The organism is Pseudoalteromonas sp. J2K-J599 (genome assembly GCF_059295115.2).
Window position 1 is genome coordinate 2398940 of sequence record NZ_CM200271.1, and the last position, 18736, is coordinate 2417675.

General features: G+C 40.5%; 17 protein-coding genes. 14 read left to right on the forward strand and 3 right to left on the reverse strand.

Going from position 1 to position 18736, the window contains the following annotated elements; genetic code table 11:
- The first annotated feature begins 56 nt into the window (after nucleotides 1-56).
- From rsxA to AC5NT5_RS10870, 8 genes are all read left to right on the forward strand, one after another.
- Nucleotides 57-638 (forward strand): electron transport complex subunit RsxA, encoded by a 582-nt coding sequence (rsxA, locus tag AC5NT5_RS10835; RefSeq protein ID WP_008172491.1) that lies wholly within the window; start codon nucleotides 57-59, stop codon nucleotides 636-638.
- 1 nt (nucleotide 639) lies between these two features.
- Complete coding sequence (rsxB, locus tag AC5NT5_RS10840) at nucleotides 640-1194, forward strand: electron transport complex subunit RsxB (protein ID WP_007585357.1); 555 nt, start codon at nucleotides 640-642, stop codon at nucleotides 1192-1194.
- An 8-nt stretch (nucleotides 1195-1202) separates the two neighbouring features.
- Nucleotides 1203-3650, forward strand: a complete 2448-nt coding sequence (rsxC, locus tag AC5NT5_RS10845; protein ID WP_494512826.1) for an electron transport complex subunit RsxC — start codon at nucleotides 1203-1205, stop codon at nucleotides 3648-3650.
- On the forward strand, nucleotides 3647-4705 hold the full coding sequence (gene rsxD, locus AC5NT5_RS10850; protein WP_154903409.1) for an electron transport complex subunit RsxD: 1059 nt from the start codon (nucleotides 3647-3649) through the stop codon (nucleotides 4703-4705). Before rsxC ends, rsxD begins: the two co-directional genes overlap by 4 nt.
- Entirely contained in the window at nucleotides 4702-5343 is a 642-nt protein-coding gene (gene rsxG / locus AC5NT5_RS10855) for an electron transport complex subunit RsxG (RefSeq protein WP_182672804.1), read from the forward strand. Before rsxD ends, rsxG begins: the two co-directional genes overlap by 4 nt.
- Complete coding sequence (locus AC5NT5_RS10860) at nucleotides 5340-6038, forward strand: electron transport complex subunit E (RefSeq protein ID WP_182672803.1); 699 nt, start codon at nucleotides 5340-5342, stop codon at nucleotides 6036-6038. Before rsxG ends, AC5NT5_RS10860 begins: the two co-directional genes overlap by 4 nt.
- A 49-nt stretch (nucleotides 6039-6087) precedes the next feature.
- Nucleotides 6088-6720 (forward strand): endonuclease III, encoded by a 633-nt coding sequence (nth, locus tag AC5NT5_RS10865; protein WP_024595475.1) that lies wholly within the window; start codon nucleotides 6088-6090, stop codon nucleotides 6718-6720.
- Between the two features lie 752 nt (nucleotides 6721-7472).
- Complete coding sequence (locus AC5NT5_RS10870; protein WP_494512825.1) at nucleotides 7473-7853, forward strand: VOC family protein; 381 nt, start codon at nucleotides 7473-7475, stop codon at nucleotides 7851-7853.
- Between the two features lie 91 nt (nucleotides 7854-7944).
- On the opposite strand, the gene AC5NT5_RS10875 is transcribed toward AC5NT5_RS10870, so the two are convergent.
- A complete protein-coding gene (locus tag AC5NT5_RS10875; RefSeq protein WP_024595477.1) occupies nucleotides 7945-8844 on the reverse strand; it encodes a LysR family transcriptional regulator in 900 nt (299 codons plus the stop codon).
- Between the two features lie 112 nt (nucleotides 8845-8956).
- Between AC5NT5_RS10875 and AC5NT5_RS10880 the strand changes: the two genes are divergently transcribed.
- From AC5NT5_RS10880 to AC5NT5_RS10890, 3 genes are read left to right on the forward strand one after another with little or no spacing between them, the layout of a single operon-like run.
- Nucleotides 8957-9640, forward strand: a complete 684-nt coding sequence (locus AC5NT5_RS10880; protein WP_182672799.1) for a pirin family protein — start codon at nucleotides 8957-8959, stop codon at nucleotides 9638-9640.
- 23 nt (nucleotides 9641-9663) lie between these two features.
- A complete protein-coding gene (locus tag AC5NT5_RS10885; protein WP_058551563.1) occupies nucleotides 9664-10287 on the forward strand; it encodes an isochorismatase family protein in 624 nt (207 codons plus the stop codon).
- 60 nt (nucleotides 10288-10347) lie between these two features.
- Nucleotides 10348-10563, forward strand: a complete 216-nt coding sequence (locus AC5NT5_RS10890; protein ID WP_024594841.1) for a putative antibiotic biosynthesis monooxygenase — start codon at nucleotides 10348-10350, stop codon at nucleotides 10561-10563.
- A gap of 140 nt (nucleotides 10564-10703) precedes the next feature.
- Here the strand turns inward: AC5NT5_RS10890 and AC5NT5_RS10895 are convergent, their stop codons facing one another.
- Nucleotides 10704-11327: a tyrosine-type recombinase/integrase gene (locus AC5NT5_RS10895; RefSeq protein ID WP_182672797.1), complete on the reverse strand. Its 624-nt coding sequence runs from the start codon at nucleotides 11325-11327 to the stop codon at nucleotides 10704-10706.
- Between the two features lie 305 nt (nucleotides 11328-11632).
- On the opposite strand from AC5NT5_RS10895, the gene AC5NT5_RS10900 reads away from it, so the two are divergent.
- The 3 genes from AC5NT5_RS10900 to AC5NT5_RS10910 all read left to right on the forward strand — a co-directional run bounded on the left by AC5NT5_RS10900 (nucleotide 11633) and on the right by AC5NT5_RS10910 (nucleotide 15168).
- Nucleotides 11633-11965, forward strand: coding sequence for a DUF1493 family protein (locus tag AC5NT5_RS10900; RefSeq protein WP_182672796.1), 333 nt, complete (start codon nucleotides 11633-11635; stop codon nucleotides 11963-11965).
- 123 nt (nucleotides 11966-12088) lie between these two features.
- Nucleotides 12089-12910 carry a hypothetical protein gene (locus AC5NT5_RS10905; RefSeq protein ID WP_303428715.1) on the forward strand — a complete coding sequence of 274 codons (822 nt, stop codon included), beginning with the start codon at nucleotides 12089-12091 and terminating at the stop codon, nucleotides 12908-12910.
- Between the two features lie 347 nt (nucleotides 12911-13257).
- Nucleotides 13258-15168: an aminotransferase class V-fold PLP-dependent enzyme gene (locus tag AC5NT5_RS10910; RefSeq protein WP_033021837.1), complete on the forward strand. Its 1911-nt coding sequence runs from the start codon at nucleotides 13258-13260 to the stop codon at nucleotides 15166-15168.
- Between the two features lie 320 nt (nucleotides 15169-15488).
- Here AC5NT5_RS10910 and AC5NT5_RS10915 read toward each other — a convergent pair whose 3' ends face one another.
- A complete protein-coding gene (locus AC5NT5_RS10915; RefSeq protein ID WP_494512824.1) occupies nucleotides 15489-18521 on the reverse strand; it encodes a TonB-dependent receptor in 3033 nt (1010 codons plus the stop codon).
- Between the last annotated feature and the right edge of the window lie 215 nt (nucleotides 18522-18736).

Genomic DNA, 18736 nt, shown 5'->3' on the forward strand with positions numbered 1-18736 from the left:
GTTAATCGATAAAGAAAAAAGGATAATACCCACGTTTATTATAGCGTGAGGCACACATGACAGAATATGTCTTGTTATTGATTGGAACCGTTCTGGTTAATAACTTTGTATTAGTACAATTTTTAGGCTTATGTCCGTTTATGGGCGTATCAGGTAAGCTTGATACGGCGATTGGTATGTCTTTGGCAACCACGTTTGTGCTTACCCTTGCCTCTGTAACTAGCTATTTAGTTAATCAATATATTTTAATCCCTCTGGATATCGCCTTTTTACGCACCATGAGCTTTATTTTAGTGATTGCCGTTGTAGTGCAATTTACCGAAATGGTTGTGCGTAAAACCAGCCCTACTCTATATCGTTTATTAGGCATATTTTTACCGCTGATCACCACTAACTGTGCGGTATTAGGTGTGGCTTTATTAAATATCAAAGAAGATCATTCGTTTTTACAATCTGCGGTATATGGTTTTGGTGCTGCGGTTGGTTTTTCTTTAGTGCTTGTATTGTTTGCAGCACTACGAGAGCGTTTAGCAGCTGCTGACGTTCCTACGCCTTTTAAAGGCGCCTCTATTGCAATGATCACTGCAGGCTTAATGTCGATGGCGTTTATGGGTTTTACTGGATTAGTGAAGTTTTAATATGACCTTGTTTTATGCCTTGATAGCGATTGGTTCGCTAGCACTCATTTTTGGACTTATTTTAGGGTTTGCAGCAATTCGCTTTCGCGTTGAAGGTAACCCTATTGTTGAGCAAATTGATACTATTTTACCGCAAACTCAATGCGGACAATGTGGCTACCCGGGTTGTCGCCCTTACGCCGAAGCCATAGCTAATGGCGATGAAATAAATAAATGCCCACCAGGCGGTGAATCAACCATGAAAAAGCTTGCCGGCTTAATGGGGGTTGATGAAAAACCACTTGCCGGTGGCGAGCAAGCAGAACCTATAAAAACAGTGGCTTATATTCGCGAAGATGAATGTATTGGCTGTACCAAATGTATTCAAGCCTGCCCGGTTGACGCCATTTTGGGCGCAACTCGTCAAATGCATACAGTGTTAATTGATGAATGTACTGGCTGTGATTTATGTGTTGAGCCTTGCCCTGTAGATTGCATTGATATGCTACCTGTAGCCGAAACTAAACAAAACTGGAAATGGCAGCTAGACGCTATTCCTGTTACACAAATAGATTAGAGGTTTGAGTGGACAAGTTACTTGAACAAATAAAAAAAGGCACCGTGTGGGCATTTCCTGGCGGCATACACCCACCACAACAAAAATCACTCTCTAATAGTGCGAGTATCACTCGCCTACCTTTGCCCGACAAACTCATTGTTGCGCTTAAGCAGCACATAGGCGCAAATGGTAAGTTACTTGTAGAAAAAGGCCAACACGTATTAAAAGGCCAACCACTAACAGAGCCTGCTGCTAACTGGTCGGTACCTGTGCATGCGCCAAGCTCTGGTGTGGTTACTGATATTGCACCTATGCCATCAGCACATCCATCGGCCCTGCCTGAACTAAGTGTTATTATTGAACCAGACGGCAAAGACGAATGGGTAGCTCTAAATAAAAATAAAAATCCTGCTGAGCTTAGCCATGATGAGCTTATAAATATTATTCACCAAGCCGGTATTAGCGGTATGGGTGGTGCTGGTTTTCCTACTTATGTAAAAGCAGATACCAAGCAACCTATCGAATTTTTGATTGTAAATGCTGTTGAGTGCGAACCTTATATTACTGCCGATGACGTTTTAATGCGCGAACACGCTAAAGAAGTTATCCAAGGCATTGAAATAATGCAGCAACTTTTAAACCCAACACTGTGCATTGTGGGTATAGAAGATAACAAGCCTGAAGCTATTGCAGCAATGAAGCAAGCAGCTGAGCATAACTCAAAAATTATTATTCAAACGGTGCCAACTATTTATCCATCTGGCGGTGAAAAGCAATTAATTAAATTACTTACTAACCGTGAAGTTCCTAGCATTGGTATTCCTGCCGATATTGGTATTTTAGTGCACAACACGGGTACTTTGTTTGCCGTACAGCAGGCCGTTTATGAAGGCAAACCGCTAATTGAGCGTATAGTTACAGTAACAGGCAACACTATTCATAAACCTGGAAATGTATGGGCACTACTTGGTACTGAAATAAAACACTTACTTGATTGCCAAGGGTTCTCGCCTGTGCCGCAGCAAAGTGTTGTGATGGGCGGCCCAATGATGGGCTTTACACTACCCACAGTACGTATTGGCATAGTTAAAACAACCAACTGTATTTTAGCGCCTGATCATAAAGAGCTAGCGGAACCCGGCCCTGAAAAAGCCTGTATACGTTGTAGCGCCTGTGCCGATGCCTGCCCTGCTTCTTTATTGCCACAACAATTGCAGTGGTTTGCTAAATCAAAAGAGTACGACAAGCTACAAGAGCACAATTTATTTGATTGTATTGAATGTGGTGCTTGTGCCTATGTGTGCCCAAGCGAAATCCCTCTTGTACAGTACTACCGTATAGCCAAAGTTGAAATTAAAGAACAACAAGCTGACAAAATTAAAGCCGACAGAGCAAAAGAGCGTTTTGATGCCCGAAAAGAACGTTTAGAGCGTGAGCAAGAAGAACGCCAAAACCGCCATAAACGCAAACCTGCTGCTAAGTCTGCTGACGAAAAGCAAAAAGTAGCTGAGGCACTAGCCCGTGTTAAAAATAAATCAGATAACGGCGATGAAAAATCAGCTGTTGCTGCCGCTATTGCACGCGCTAAAGCTAAAAAGCAACAAGGCGAAGAACTAGAGCCAGACAACAGCGAAGTAGCAAAAGAGCGCGCACTACGTAAAGAACAAGCGCGTAAATATAAAGAGCAAAAATCGCAAACAGATGAATCGGCCGAGACTACACCCGTTGATGATAAAAAATCAGCAGTCGCTGCAGCCATTGCTCGAGCTAAAGCTAAAAAAGCAGCACAAGTATTAGTTAACGCTGAGCAAACAGTGAGTGAAGAGCCACAAACTGATGCCCCCGTTGATGACAAAAAATCAGCAGTAGCGGCCGCCATTGCTCGTGCTAAAGCCAAAAAAGCGGCTAAAGCATTAGAAGACGCTGAGCAGTCCGTGAGTGAAGTGCCACAAAGTGATGCCCCTGTTGATGACAAAAAGGCAGCAGTAGCGGCGGCCATAGCTCGCGCTAAAGCTAAAAAAGCAGCTAAAGCATTAGAAGAAACCGAGCAAACCGTGAGTGAAGAGCCACAAAGTGATACCCCTGTTGATGATAAAAAGGCAGCGGTAGCGGCGGCCATAGCTCGTGCTAAAGCTAAAAAAGCAGCTAAAGCATTAGAAGACGCTGAGCAAGCCACAAGTGAAGAGCCACAAAGTGATGCCCCTGTTGATGATAAAAAAGCAGCGGTAGCGGCGGCCATAGCTCGTGCTAAAGCTAAAAAAGCAGCTAAAGCACTAGAAGATACCGAACAAACTCAGCTACAAGTTGATAGCGCAGCACCTAAGAGTGCAGAAAGTAACACCGATGACTCATCAGATCTTATTAACGTAGATAAACCTAAATCAGCCGACGATAAGAAAAAAGCCGCCGTGGCTGCTGCAATTGCGAGAGCAAAAGCTAAAAAGTTACAAAAAGAAGGAAATAATCAGTCATGAAATTAACCATGGCCAGTTCGCCGCATAATCACAGCCATAAATCGTTAACGCGATTAATGCTTAGCGTTATTGCTGCGTGTATTCCTGGGCTAATTGCTCAAGTTTTCTTTTTTGGAACAGGTGTACTTATTCAACTGGTGCTCGCGCTTGTTGCTGTAAGCGTATTTGAAGCTGCAATAATGCTAATACGAAAGCGCCCTGTTTGGCCTGCATTAAGTGATGGCAGTGCGTGGCTTACTGCCGTGTTATTGGCACTGAGTATTCCACCACTTGCCCCTTGGTGGATAATCGTTATTGGCTGTTTATTTTCTATCGTTATAGTTAAACAGCTTTATGGCGGCCTTGGGTTTAACTTATTCAATCCAGCAATGGCGGCTTATGTACTGCTATTAGTTTCGTTTCCGGTGCAAATGACCGCATGGTTGCCTGTCACTGATTTAATAAATACGCCAATAGGCTTTGCAGATCAGCTAAGGCTAATATTTACCGATTTTACGGCCTCTGGGTTTAGCCTAGATCAAGTGCGCGCAGGGGTTGATGGCCTAACAATGGCAACCCCGCTGGATACTGTTAAAACAGACATAGCCCACGGTTTAACCGTTACCGAGAGCATGCAAAAGCCAATATTTAACGAATGGGCTGGCCTTGGTTGGGCATGGGTTAATTTAGGCTATTTAGTGGGTGGTTTATACTTACTAAAAGCAAAAATAATTAACTGGCATATTCCTGTCAGTTTTATCGTAACTTTAGCTGTATGTAGTGCTATTGGTTATATCGCATCACCAGGCACAGAGCCGGGCACCCTATTTCACTTATTAAGTGGTGCCACTATGATGGGAGCCTTTTTCATAGCAACCGATCCGGTATCTGCAGCAACAACTAACAAAGGGCGCTTAATTTATGGCGCGCTAATTGGCTTACTAATTTATTTAATTCGTACCTTTGGTGGTTTTCCTGATGCTATCGCATTTAGCGTATTACTGATTAATATTGCAGTCCCGCTAATAGACTACTACACACAGCCACGTACTTATGGCCATGGAGCAGTAAAATGATCATTTCGTCAATGGCTAAAAATGGTGCTATTTTAACTGCGTTTGCGTTAGCAACAACGGGCTTAGTTGCCTCTATCAACGCGCTTACTGCCGATAAAATTGCAGAGCAAGAACAACTGCAACTTACTGCGCAGCTACAAGAAGTGCTCGACCCAAAATCGTACGACAATCAATTATCACAAGATTGCGTAGTTATTACTGACGAAAAACTAGGCCCATACGCAAATCAAGTAATTTATCGTGCTCGTAAAAATAATAAACCAGTCGCTGTTGTTATTAGGCATGTTACGCCAAACGGCTACAGTGGCGATATTAACTTATTAACAGCGGTATTGACCGATGGCACTATTGCTGGCGTGCGTACGACTAAACACGAAGAAACCCCTGGTTTAGGCGACAAAGTAGAAGTTAAAAAATCACTTTGGATCACAACATTTAAAAGCTTAACGGTTGAAGGCGAAGAAGACGCTCGCTGGGCTGTTAAAAAAGATGGCGGCCAGTTTGATCAATTTACAGGCGCGACCATAACGCCACGTGCTGTTGTGGGCTCTGTTAAAAATGCCGTATTGTTCGCACAAACTAATTTTGATGATATTTTTGCAGCACCTAATGCCGAATGTATGGAGGTAGCTAAATGAGTGAGTTAAAAACATTATACAAAGAAGGTGTATGGGTAAATAACCCTGCCCTTGTACAGCTTTTAGGTTTATGTCCACTGCTTGCCGTTACCTCAACTGTAACAAATGCCTTAGGTTTAGGCTTAGCAACTTTACTCGTACTAATAGGCTCAAATGTTACCGTATCGATTGTGCGTAACTGGGTGCCAAAAGATATTCGTATACCTGTATTTGTAATGATCATCGCGGGCTTTGTAACAATAGTTCAATTACTTATGAACGCTTATACCTTTGGTTTATATCAATCATTGGGAATTTTTATCCCGTTGATTGTAACTAACTGCGCCATTATTGGCCGCGCCGAAGCATACGCCTCTAAAAATCCTGTTCATTTATCAGCATTTGACGGCTTAATGATGGGCTTAGGCTTTATGGCTGTATTGTTAGTATTAGGGGCTATGCGTGAATTAATTGGCCAAGGTACGCTGTTTGACGGAGCCGATTTATTACTTGGCCCATGGGCACAGAGCTTGCGTATAGAAGTATTTAACTTTGATAACAAGTTTTTATTGGCAATTTTACCACCGGGTGCCTTTCTAGGGCTTGGGCTGCTTATTGCTGCAAAAAACGTAATTGACGCACAAATAAAATCAAAACAAGTTGCACCGCCAGAGGCTGAAAAAGGCCCTCGAGCACGTGTTACTAGCTTAACTTAAGGGGAAAACGTATTAGAGCAACAATTTGCACTAATACGTTTTAAGTTGCATGAATAAAGAAAAACGTCACCAAATACTGTCGCGCCTGCGCGACGATAACCCGCACCCAGTTACAGAGCTTGAATATTCAAGCCCATTTGAGTTACTAGTAGCAGTAACTCTTTCAGCACAAGCAACTGATGTAGGCGTTAATAAAGCCACTCGAAAGTTGTTCCCTGTTGCTAATACACCACAAGCCATTTTAGATTTAGGTCACGATACACTGCGTGATTATATAAAAACCATCGGCTTATTTAACTCTAAAGCTGCCAACGTGTACAAAATGTGCCAAATATTGGTAGATGAACATAACAGCATCGTGCCAGAAAATCGTGAAGCCCTAGAAGCCCTACCAGGCGTTGGCCGTAAAACCGCTAATGTTGTACTCAACACAGCCTTTGGCTGGCCTGTAATAGCCGTGGATACTCATATATTTCGTGTATCTAACCGTACCAAGCTTGCCATGGGTAAAGATGTTGTCGCTGTAGAACAAAAGCTTGAAAAGGTTGTACCAAAAGAATTTAAAGTAGACGTTCACCATTGGCTAATACTACACGGGCGCTACACCTGCGTAGCACGTAAACCTAAATGTGGCAGCTGTATTATTGAAGACTTGTGTGAGTTTAAAGATAAAACAGAGTAACTATAGGCAGCCTTGAGCGATAACCAGACATTCAGGTGGGTTGTAATTGTCTTCGTAATAATAAAAGAATACTTTCCCTTTTTCACATGTTTAAATAAGCATAATACTTATAACTGGTAATAACTTACACTATTTGTTATTAATATAAGTTCACAAAATGAGGATGTTTTCGCACTAAAATAGGAAAAGTGCCCTCTGATAAAGTTGTTATACATTTAGAAGGAGGTGTAGTGATCCGTGCTCTTAAAATTTTAATTTTTGGACTATTTAGTGGACCAATTCTAGCCGAATTAATCGGTTTCATATCCCCTTTTGTCATGTTACGAAATGAAGAATTAGGTTATCAATTCCAAGATTCAGCTTATTACATCGGAGCATTTTCAAGTGTGTTTTTTTCAGTAGCATTGCTGTTCGCTGCTTTTAACACGTCAAAGATTTCCTATAAAATTGGGAGCTCTGTTATAGCTTTACTTTACATAATTTCCTCGTGTTATGTTTTTCTCGACAGTGAGAGCCGAATGGAAACGATAATCTATGGCTTAAATTATTTGTGCAGTGTGGCTAGTTTAACTTTAGGGGCCTTTATCGCCTTACACTGTTTTAAAAACACAACTCACTCTGTATATAAACATGCATAACAACTCAGTAAACTCGCTCACTACGTTCGCTGGGACGCATACACGCAGGGCGGCTTCGCTATTATGCTTACGTGCCTGCGCCCGTTATTGAAAAGTTATACGCTAGGAATTTAAATGGAACTTAACCTGGTTACTTTACCAGTAAAAGATATGGATATTGCTGTTAACTTTTATCTAAAACTCGGCTTCACTCAAATTGTCGATACGCCCCATTACACAAGGTTTTCTTGCCCAGATGGGAATTCTACTTTTTCCTTATCACTCGAATCCAGTGAATTTGAAAACAGTTCTGTGATTTACTTCGAGCATGAAAAACTTGATGAACTTTGTGCTGAGTTGACCAAAAAAGGTTTTCAGTTTGAACAACAGCCGACAGAGCAACGGTACTTGTGGAAAGAAGCAATACTTAAAGATCCGTCTGGTAATAAAATCAAACTTTACTGGGCAGGTGAAAACCGCTTAAATTTTCCTTGGAAAGTTGAGAAACGTATATAAAAAGTGACTAAGTTTATGAGCGTCAGCTCAGCACATAACCATCACTCAGTAATGATACCTTCAAAGAAAAATGTACTGTCAAAGCAGTCCTTCAGCGTGATAATTTTTTTAAAAAAGTATCTGTTGTAAAGTTAAGAAAAGCTTTCACTTTAGGTATCTTTGCGCGATGCTTTGGATATAGCACATAAACATCGATATCACTCATACCCCATTTGGGAAGGATGTTGATTAATTCTGCATTGCTGATTGCTTTTTTACACATATAGCTGGGTAAGAGTGCAATACCTTCACCGTCAATAGTCGCCTGCTTTACGACAGAAAAATCATCAACAGCAAGCCTTGGATTTAGCTGAACTATTTCTTTTTTTTCCTTTGATATAAGCTCTACCTTATTATCGCTACCAAGCATACGCATTAACAATAAGTGATGATTACACAGCTCACCAATTTCTTTGGGCTCATTGTTAAGCTTTAAATAGGAAGGGCTTGCATAGAATTTTCTTTGAGCACTTCCTAATCGTTTACCAATTAAACGTGAATCATCTAAGTCACCAATCCGAATTAAAAGATCAAAGCCCTCTTCAATAAGATCAACTTGGTGATTAGCTAAACTTAGTTCTATATTGATATCGGGGTATTTGCGTAAAAATGAAGAGATAACCGGTTTGATGATTTGCTGACCTATAGTCACCGATGCGCCAATTCTTATCGTGCCTTTATAACTGTGAAGTATTTCAGAAACGGTAGCATCAGCTAAATCGATTTCCTCACGAATGCGTTTGCAATGTGTTAGAAAGCGTGTACCTACCTCTGTTAAATTTTGTGAGCGTGTTGACCTTTCAAGCAGTGTCACCCCTAATTTTTGCTCCAACCGTGATACCTTGCGACTAACATTAGCTTTAGGTATGCCTAAACGTTTAGCACCAACAGTAAAACTACCAGCCTCAACCACTGCAAGGAAAACTAACAGGTCATCCACATCATAATTCATATAATTTCTAATTGTTGTTGAAAGTGGAATTATCTTATCAAAAAGCCCTTATATATAAAACAGTAAATAGCGCCTATGATTGCTTTATTAACAGATATGACAGGAGTATGAAATGCATATACTTTCAAAAAACACCCTCACTTTGGGAGGTTTTGCAGGTTTACGTGAACATCGATTAGTGACAGACACACAGCTTTTTGGGCAACGCAAATCACCTGAAACATCAGAAGGCTTAGGCAATTTTGTTTATTTGGCTGATGCACAGTTTAACCCACATGGTGAAACAGGTATGCATTCGCATATGGAGATTGATGTAATTTCGGTGATGATTGATGGTCAAGTTAGCCACGAAGGATCGTTGGAAAACGGTCAAGGTCTTGAAAAGGGCGATGTGCAGGTGCAGCGGGCTGGTGGAGAGGGCTTTTCGCATAATGAAATCAACCCCGACAGCCAAAGAAATCGAATGATACAACTATGGGCATTGCCTGAAGAGAAGGGCCAACCAGCGGGTTACAAATATTACTCGCCAAAAGCTCAAGGTGTAACACGCATCTATGGGGGGAGTAAAGAGCAGTCCGACACATTCAATAGCTCGACAATTATCGACATCATAAAACTTGATGTCGGCAAAAGCATTCAATTACCAAATGAGTCTTTGGTATACGTAACAGATGGAAGCGCTGAATTTACTGAAGCCAATGACAGACAGGCTATTCAAGACGGCGACCTAATTCGAAGCATTGATGCTGAAGTAAAAGCAATTACGCCACTTAGCATGATAGTCGTACATCAATAATTACAAACCATCAGGAGAAAGAAATGAATAAGTTTACTGAAATGCTAACTATAGATAACGCCGTTTTGGCAATGATAGACCATCAAACAGGCTTATTGGTTAGTTGTAGAGACCAAGATCCGCATTTGATGACACAAAATATCAAGGGGTTGTGTTCATTAGCAAAAACCGTGGGCATGCCATCCATTATTACTGCCAGTATGCCTGATGGACCTAACGGGCCTATCATGACTGAAATTACAGATATTTTAGGCGATGATATAATAGAGCGTGCTGGTGAGATTAATGCATGGAAAAGCCCTGAGTTTAAACAAGCCATTAAAGCCACTGGCCGAAAGAAAATTATCATGGCAGGTATTGTGACTGATGTTTGTTTACTATTTCCAGCCATATCAGCCGTTGCTGAGGGGTACGATGTATATGCCGTTGTTGATGCTTCTGGCACTTGGAATAAAGCTGTAACTGATGCTGCTATGCATCGAATGACACAAGCTGGTGTGAAAGTGGTCACATGGGCATCTGTATTAGCGGAAGTGATGGATGACTGGCGAAGCGAGCATGGCATAGCGCTCGGCGGAGTGTTGGGCGAACATACAAGCTATCGTTGGGTGTATAACAGTTTCCTTCAGGCCAGTGGCCAGAACTAAAACCATTTGGCCGTATGTGAGTACGGCCGTTATTTAAAATTCTTGATAAATGTATTGACTATGAATAATGTAAAAAAACCTAATCAACATATCATAGCGCTGATTTCATTCTTAGCGCTCGTACCTTTGGTTTATTTTATCCCTGATTTTATTGGGCGGTATGTAACAGATAATAAGTTGCTCAACGTTATCGTAGCTGTAGGTATTATTGTGCCATTAATTTCTTATGTTGTTGTACCACTCTCACTAAAATTACTTGATAAGAAGTTAGATTAAGGACCATTTAATTTTAGAAGCAGAAATTGTCAAAGTGAACAAACAGACCGCTTACTGCTAACTAAAGCAAGTCAACAAGTTGCTATGAGTGCTATTGGCACGTGCCAGACTCTAACTTCGAGTCTGGCTTAGCTTCAAATTTAAGCATCGATCTGTTCTGATACTTCTAACGTATCATCAACTTCTATTCCCAAGTATCTGACAGTGCTCTCTAGTTTTCTATGGCCAAGTAGAAGCTGACAGGCTCTTAAATTTTTAGTTTTTTTGTAAATTAGTGATGGTTTGGTACGTCTCATTGAATGAGTACCATATTGAGTCTTATCTAACCCAATTGAGGTGACCCAAGAGTCAACTATACGTCCATATTGACGGGTTGAGAGGTGTGCAGAAGAATGAACTCGTGATTTAAACAAGTAATCATAAGAATTGAGACTAAATTGCTCTATGAGCGCCACAATTGAGATCCTTGTATTTCCAGTAATTTCAAATTGAACAGGCATACCAGTTTTATTTTGAACGACTATTGCCCTTGATTGGATTGTTTTACCATGTGCGATGTCGTTAACTTTTAGTGAAACTAAGTCACATCCTCTTAGTTTGCTATCTATGGCTAGGTTAAATAGTGCTAGATCTCTTATTTTATGAAAAAGTTCTAGTCGTATTCGGATAGCCCATATTTGCTGTAATTTCAGAGGTAACTTTTGTCCTACAAGCTTATTTTTATTCCAAGGCTCTTTAGGCTGATATATTGTTAACTGATGCATTAGTTGTACTCCGGTGTTTATGGAGTTTTAAGCTTAGCCCGCTACAAAAGAATTCGGGTATGAGCGATGAGCTGACGTTGAGGTTGACTAAATATCGTAGTTCTTGATTGGTCAAACTGCTCTTTGCGCATATATTCATAAAAATGAGCGACGCGCGCATATTGTTCTATTAAACTTTACTTTAAAGCTTTAAAAAACTTTTGGTAGTAATGCTTTAGGTTATTTGTTAAAAGTAGATGAATAAGCGTCTAGTCGGCAGAAATATGCGCGATGAGCGCACTATTAAATTGTTATACAAGTAGCTGATGATTATAGATAAAGTGGTAGAAATAATTTCACAAGAAATGAATTTGCCTATTGAATCGATTTCAATGGACAGTACTTTTTTAGTCGATTTGAATATCGACGGCGATGACGCTTGGGAAGTTTTTGAGCGTTGTTATGAACAATTTAACTTAGATCTATGCAACTTGAAATTCACAGATTATTTCAGCTCAGAGCCTTGCTACAAGGGAGCTTTCTATATGTTTCGTAAGCTAAAGTTAAAAGACGAGCATTTAGCAAGGAAAAAGGAAAGATTTACTGTAGCTGATTTAGTCAATGCTTGTGAACAAGGTGATTTTGAAAAACTTGTATAACAACTCAATAAACTCACTCACTTCGTTCGCTGGGACGCATACACGCGGGGCGGCTGCGCCATTATGCCCCACATGTCTGCGCCCGTTATTGAAAAGTTACATATACAAAGTAATCCACATCATATGAATAAATTGCAGAAATGGATTTTAAAGGGCTTACTAACAAAGCCATGCCCAACTCGCATTCCAAGAACAGGTGATAGCGGTAAGCAAGTCAATTGCTATTCGATCAGTTTATATGAAGGCAATATCCCAATTATGCTGGTTAACTCTATTGATGATAACTGTCTAAGTGGCAGCCATTTTGAGGGAGGTGGTTTTCGCACCGATGCATCTATTCCTTTCAATCTAACGAAAGGATTAAATATCAGGATTGAACATTATCACGGCCTCATTACACATACATACACAGGGTTAATCGACTTCGCAATTCATGAGTGGACAAAATTTTATAGGCTCCAATCTATTTTTGCTCTAGCAAAGCATTCTGTTCCGCAGTTCTTCTTTAATAAAAAGAAACTTCAGCTTCCCAAACGAATGTCAATTCTAGAAGCAATAATTGCAAAACAATCCGAGGAGCCCGAAAAGGCATTTAGTTCTTTAGATCTTATGAGCTATATGTATTCTCTCAGGTGGTATCTTCACCCTCAGAGATCAGAGTTGCGGAAAAAGATGGATTTATATTTATCGTCATTTGAGGCTTCTGGCGAGCTTAGACGTAACGGTGGCAAACTTGAATATTTTATAACCGGGAAAGCCGTATCAACTCTTGAACAGTATCAAATAGAAACTGCCAGAGCTAAAGATGCTGAATCTTCTAATACTTGGATGCTTAGGCTTACTGCTATTTTGGCATTTTTCGCTGCATTTCAATCAGGTCTAATTACTTCACCCGCATTGATTGATTTAGGGGAGGTATGGCAATGGCTAATATCATACATGTAACAAGTCAAGAAGGCAGCATCGCCACTACGTGGCTGGACGCGCTAACGTGCGCCGCTGCTTGAGTCGTTACGAACGTCCGCTATTGGCACAAAACTGCCCATCAAATAGGTATAATTTTTATACTGCAGTGGTATAAAACTTAAAGGGAAGTATATTGTCGTTGATAATGATCAAAATCTTTATGCTTACGATGCAAACAGAAAACACATGAATTTCATTGCGCCTCTTATTTGTAGTAGCCAATTAAATAGAATAATTATTAGAACATTATCAAAGTATTAATTTCACAAGTTACACTCCTTTGGTTATGCTAGTGAGCATTATAAAATTATATTGCGAAACCCTCTATGCTACCTCTACTTCGTATCTTGATAATTGAGCAAGACCCAGCCACTTTACAAGGGCTTTCAACGAACCTATCAAAGACCATTCCTAACTTTGAGCGAGACGATATTCATATCGATATTATTGAATGCCTCGAGCTTAAACACGCGCTGGAATGTGTAGAGGAAGATGGTGATATTCAAGCCGTGGTTCTAAGCTGGGATATGCACAACAAAGTGGGTGAGCGGATGTATAGCCGCTTTATTGAAGATTTAAAGGCAATTCGTCTTGAGTTACCGGTTTATGTTATTGGCGACGACACTAAAGGGCTGGAAATCGTTAACGAATCAGAAGAAATCGAATCATTCTTTTTTAAAGATGAAGTGATTTCTGACCCAGAAGCTATTTTAGGATATATGATCAACGATTTTGACGACCGCTCTGAAACGCCATTTTGGACGGCGTATCGTCGTTACGTTGGTGAAGCAAACGACTCTTGGCATACACCGGGTCATAGTGGGGGTTCTAGCTTTAGAAACTCACCTTACATCAAAGATTTTTATCAGTTTTACGGCCGCAATGTATTTGTTGGCGACCTGTCGGTTTCGGTAGACTCGCTAGGTTCATTATCAGACAGCACTAATACTATTGGTCGCGCCCAAGAATCAGCCGCGGCGACGTTTGAAGTTAAGCACACCTACTTTGTTACAAATGGCTCATCCACCTCAAATAAAATCATCTTGCAGACGCTCCTGCGTAAGGGAGATAAAGTAATTGTCGACCGTAATTGCCATAAATCAGTACACTATGGCATCTTGCAATCAGCTAGTTACCCCATTTACTTGGCGAGTATTTTAAATCCAAAATATGGCATTTTCGCGCCACCATCGTTGGCCGACATCAAGTTAGCAATTGAAAACAATACTGATGCTAAACTACTAGTGCTTACCGGTTGTACTTACGATGGCTTACTTAGCGACCTAAAACAAGTCGTAGATTATGCTCATCAATATGGTATTAAGGTATTTATAGATGAAGCTTGGTTTGCATACTCTTTGTTTCATCCTAGCTTTCGTCATTATTCTGCGATACATGCAGGGGCTGACTACATTACGCATTCGGCGCATAAAGTAGTATCGGCGTTTTCTCAAGCGTCTTATATTCATATTAACGATCCCGATTTTGATGCCGATTTCTTTCGAGAGATTTATAGTATCTACGCTAGTACATCGCCTAAATATCAGCTTATTGCATCGCTTGACGTGTGCCAAAAGCAATTAGAGATGGAAGGCTATAAGCTACTCAATGCGCTGCTAAATCATGTTGAGGAGTTTAAACAACAGATGGCCTCGCTTAAGCAAATTAAAGTATTAGCTAAGCAAGACTTTATGGAAATATTCCCGCATTTTAGTGGTGATAATATGGGCCACGACCCATTAAAGATCCTTATTGATATTAGTGAGCTACCTTACTCATTAAAAGATATTCATAAATATCTACTGGATGAAATTGGGCTAGAGATAGAAAAATACACACACAGCACCATTTTGGTTTTACTGACGCTTGGCGGCACGCGCTCAAAAATAATTCGTTTGTACAATGCATTGAAAAAGCTAGACAGCGGTAAAGTAAAATTATCGAAATCGACGCGTAGAGCTCGCTTACCTGAAAATTTACCAGCCATAGACTTGGCGTGTATTCCAAGCGATGCTTTTTATGGTGACCGCGAATCTGTGCCTATTAGCAAAAGTAACAACCGCATTTGTGCAGGTTTAGTTACTCCATACCCACCGGGCATTCCGCTTTTAGTCCCAGGCCAGCATATTACTGATGATCATGTTGAATATTTGCAAGAGTTGGCAAGCCAAGGGCTAACGATTCAAGGCAGTTTCGATGGTGAAATTTATGTTCTTAAGGGAAAAGTTAAAAAATAAAGGTATTGGTTTAATACTATCTCGAGCATTATTACTGGCGGTAGTATCGTAAGATATTGCCGCTGTAACATTGAAGGTTTGTGTGAGTTTGAAGATCAAACGGGCTAGATTTTTTGTTTCCTTTGGGCTGTGAGTTCAGCCACTCGACAACACAAAATGTTGATGATAATTGGCAAGGTATTTTACTGTGTCGGATGCCGCTTCGCTTATCCGTCCTACACTGGCACATACCAGTCTACATAACTAATCTAACTTGAATTATAAACATGAAAAAAGGCGGTAAAACCGCCTTTTTAATGTTTATAATATTTTAACTATTATTACAGCTTGTAGCTTAAACCTAAGAATAAGCGTGGGCCGTAGTCATTCACTTCACCTAGGTTACCTTCAACAAAGAAATCTTGTGATTTAGGTGCGCTGAACAAATTAATTGCTTCTGCTTTAACTCTGAAGTGCTCATCGATTTTGTATGATGCGCGCATTTCCCACACACCTACGCCATCAACATAACGAAGTCGAGTACCATTTGTAGTATATGGTTGGAAATACTCACTACGATATTTGTAAATAACGGCAGTATCAAACCCACCAATTTGGTAGTACAGCTGGCTGCTAAATACATGCTTTGAGAAGCCAGGTACTGAAGCCGACTCAACAATACCGTCAGTTAATTGTGTAGTATTACCGTCTACATCAGTAACAAACGTATCGCCGTATAAGCTATCTTGGAACTCAAAGTCAGTGTCTGCATAGTTGTAACCAAATTTCATACCGATGCCATTATCCCAGCGGTAAGAAAATGAAGCTTCTAGGCCTAGTATTTCACTGTCCTCGTCTGACGTAACAGAGTTGGTGATTGGTAGTGAAACTGTTTCACCACCAACAGTAAATTCTTCAATTACGGTTTGTTGTTGAAAACCGCCATTGAACTGTTTGTAGTATAGGCTTAACGCTAAGATTGAATCTTCGTTAGGGTACCATTCAAACGCAGCGTCGTAGTTCCAAGACATAAGTGGTTGAGTGTCTGGATTACCAGAACCATTTACACCCACTAATAAATCGCTGATTGATGTTGCTGTACCTTCTGTATCTTCTTGGAATGTACGGCTATAGCCTAAATCAGATGGATCTGCGCGTGACATACCACGGTATATACCTGCACGGAATAAAATATCTTCACTGTAATCAATAACTAGGTTAAAGCTTGGTAAATACTTAGTGTAATCGCCACCACTTTTTATTTTATCCATTGAACCGTTATCAGACTCAACTAGAGACAGTATACCTGTGTCACTTGTTACTACGTCAAAGCTATTTCTAAAGCCAATCGAAGTTACTTCTGTGTCTACAATACGAAGACCAAAGTTACCGCGAATGAATTTGCCAAACATTTCAGTATCGTAGTTAGCCATTAAGTACACTGATGTTGTTTTCTCTGTTACATCAATTGTACCAGCATTTTCATATTCAACTTCTGGGTAAGCAAACACACCATCAGCGTTAGAACCAGCTACAGCTTGTGAGAAACATACGTTATCGTATGTAGCCCATGATGAACCTGTACCGCTAGCTACAACGTTACCGTCGCTATCAATATTTGTTACGATATCGCCATCAGATACACTCGATAAAAAGCCTGATTCAGGAAAATCGATTTGACAACCTTGTAATACGTCAAGCGCTTCAGTACCAGAGTCTAGTGTAAATTCGTTTCTTGAACCGTTACCTTGGCTACCACCATACTGTAGGAAGGTCATTTCAGATGTTCTAATACCACCTTGAATACTTGTAATAACGTTGCCATCTAGCGCATAGTCAAAATCTAGTCGCGCTGAGATAACTTCGTTTTCACGAACATTTTCACGGTCAAGTCGTGTTCTTAGGCTATCTGTAAAGTTTGAAATATCTGTTACGTCAAAATCTGTCAATGTGAAATGAGGAATTTCATCGCCCATATCCCAAGAAAAGAAATTGCGACCTGATGTTCTACCACGATTAGATATTTGAAGTTCTTCACGTTCAGTTTTTGAATACGCTAAATCTAAGTCAACAGTTAATCTATCGGTAACTGTATGTTCTATATTTATGCCGTAACCTTGGTAGTTTTCTTCACGAGAAAATTGCTCACCCGCTGATTCAATACGCTCTTCACCTTCCCAATGTAAAATACCGCCTACATCGTTAGTTACAAGAGTTGGACCGGTTACACCTGGTGTTGCACGTTTTTGTAAAAAGATTAAATCGTGGCGTGCTTCTTGTTGTGTTCTATCTGAAATTTGTGCATCAAAGTTAATATCCCAATCAGCTGACGGTTGGTATTGCAGTGCAAAAAATACTGCATCACGTTCATCAGATGTCTCGTTTTGACGAAAGCTTCGGCTACTGCCAGTCCAAGCATAAGGAGTCCCATCACTTACTGCTTTACCTGTTTCTGGATCGATTTCTGTATCGTAACCTTGGTTGCTACTGCCATTAACTTGGTCTTCACAGTCGCCTGCGCTGCTTCGGTAAAAACCTTCATTGGTATTAGTCGGATCGTTTAAACACGCCCATAATGAAGAACCTGATGGGCTAGAGCTTCTGTATTCAGCCTCTGGTTGACTAATTTCTTGGCGCTGCACACCAAAAGACACACCAACGGCTTGGCCGTTATCAAATTCAAACTGATCAACATAACTAAACGTGCCACGGTAACCCGCGTCACTTTGCAGCGAGTTATCTACATTACCTTCATCAGGGTTGTAATTTAATTTAACCTCAGCTGATACGCGCTGTTTGCCAAAATCAAGTGGAGTTATAGTTTCAAGTGCAATAACACCTGCAACACCACCTTCAATCATTGACGCATCTTGCGTTTTATATATCGCTACTTTTTTTACAAGTTCAGAAGGAAACTGCGAAAAGTTAACTGAGCGGTCACCACTACCATTTGTCGCTTCACGACCATTAATGTGTGTTGCACTTAAAAATGGACCAAGACCACGGATAGTGATTTCTGTAGCACCACCGTTTTCACGGTGAGATGCAGCACCTGTAATTGATTCTAGTGCTTCACCGATAGACAGTGCTGGTAAATCACCAATATCTTCAGATGACAGGCCATCAACTACTGTTGTTGCTTCACGTTTAATTGCTATTTGATCTTGTATCGTTCTACGTGTACCTGTAACACTAATTATTTCAACGTCTTCTTCAACTTCTGTCGCTTTTCCCTGATCTTCCTGTGCGCTTGCTGTAAATACGCAAGAACTTGCCATACCTGCGATGACCGCTGTTCTTACCCATTTTGCAACTGGGCGCATTGCAAACTGCCCTGTTGTAGAATTATTGTTATCTCGTGACTTCAACGACATTTGAATTCTCCGCTGGTTGTTGTTGTGTGATTTTAGTGTGTTAGCTTGTTATGCTGATGTATATTTTATGTGACCTTTGACATTAATATACTTAAACCCAGCACGATGATCAACCAATTTGACGTTTTAATATTACCATAAGGTATACCAATTTTAACTTAACGGCATTACCAGTGGGTCAGGCAGGTTTTTTACTAGAATATAAATAGCTCTAA

Excerpts from the sequence above, each read along its gene's own strand:
- AC5NT5_RS10910 (WP_033021837.1), top strand. The coding sequence starts at position 13,258 with ATGCTACCTCTACTTCGTATCTTGATAATTGAGCAAGACCCAGCCACT.
- AC5NT5_RS10895 (WP_182672797.1), bottom strand. The coding sequence starts at position 11,327 with ATGCATCAGTTAACAATATATCAGCCTAAAGAGCCTTGGAATAAAAAT.
- nth (WP_024595475.1), top strand. The coding sequence starts at position 6,088 with ATGAATAAAGAAAAACGTCACCAAATACTGTCGCGCCTGCGCGACGAT.
- rsxG (WP_182672804.1), top strand. The coding sequence starts at position 4,702 with ATGATCATTTCGTCAATGGCTAAAAATGGTGCTATTTTAACTGCGTTT.
- rsxB (WP_007585357.1), top strand. The coding sequence starts at position 640 with ATGACCTTGTTTTATGCCTTGATAGCGATTGGTTCGCTAGCACTCATT.
- AC5NT5_RS10880 (WP_182672799.1), top strand. The coding sequence starts at position 8,957 with ATGCATATACTTTCAAAAAACACCCTCACTTTGGGAGGTTTTGCAGGT.
- AC5NT5_RS10900 (WP_182672796.1), top strand. The coding sequence starts at position 11,633 with ATGATTATAGATAAAGTGGTAGAAATAATTTCACAAGAAATGAATTTG.
- AC5NT5_RS10915 (WP_494512824.1), bottom strand. The coding sequence starts at position 18,521 with ATGTCGTTGAAGTCACGAGATAACAATAATTCTACAACAGGGCAGTTT.
- rsxD (WP_154903409.1), top strand. The coding sequence starts at position 3,647 with ATGAAATTAACCATGGCCAGTTCGCCGCATAATCACAGCCATAAATCG.
- AC5NT5_RS10885 (WP_058551563.1), top strand. The coding sequence starts at position 9,664 with ATGAATAAGTTTACTGAAATGCTAACTATAGATAACGCCGTTTTGGCA.
- AC5NT5_RS10905 (WP_303428715.1), top strand. The coding sequence starts at position 12,089 with ATGAATAAATTGCAGAAATGGATTTTAAAGGGCTTACTAACAAAGCCA.
- AC5NT5_RS10875 (WP_024595477.1), bottom strand. The coding sequence starts at position 8,844 with ATGAATTATGATGTGGATGACCTGTTAGTTTTCCTTGCAGTGGTTGAG.
- AC5NT5_RS10890 (WP_024594841.1), top strand. The coding sequence starts at position 10,348 with ATGAATAATGTAAAAAAACCTAATCAACATATCATAGCGCTGATTTCA.
- AC5NT5_RS10870 (WP_494512825.1), top strand. The coding sequence starts at position 7,473 with ATGGAACTTAACCTGGTTACTTTACCAGTAAAAGATATGGATATTGCT.
- AC5NT5_RS10860 (WP_182672803.1), top strand. The coding sequence starts at position 5,340 with ATGAGTGAGTTAAAAACATTATACAAAGAAGGTGTATGGGTAAATAAC.
- rsxA (WP_008172491.1), top strand. The coding sequence starts at position 57 with ATGACAGAATATGTCTTGTTATTGATTGGAACCGTTCTGGTTAATAAC.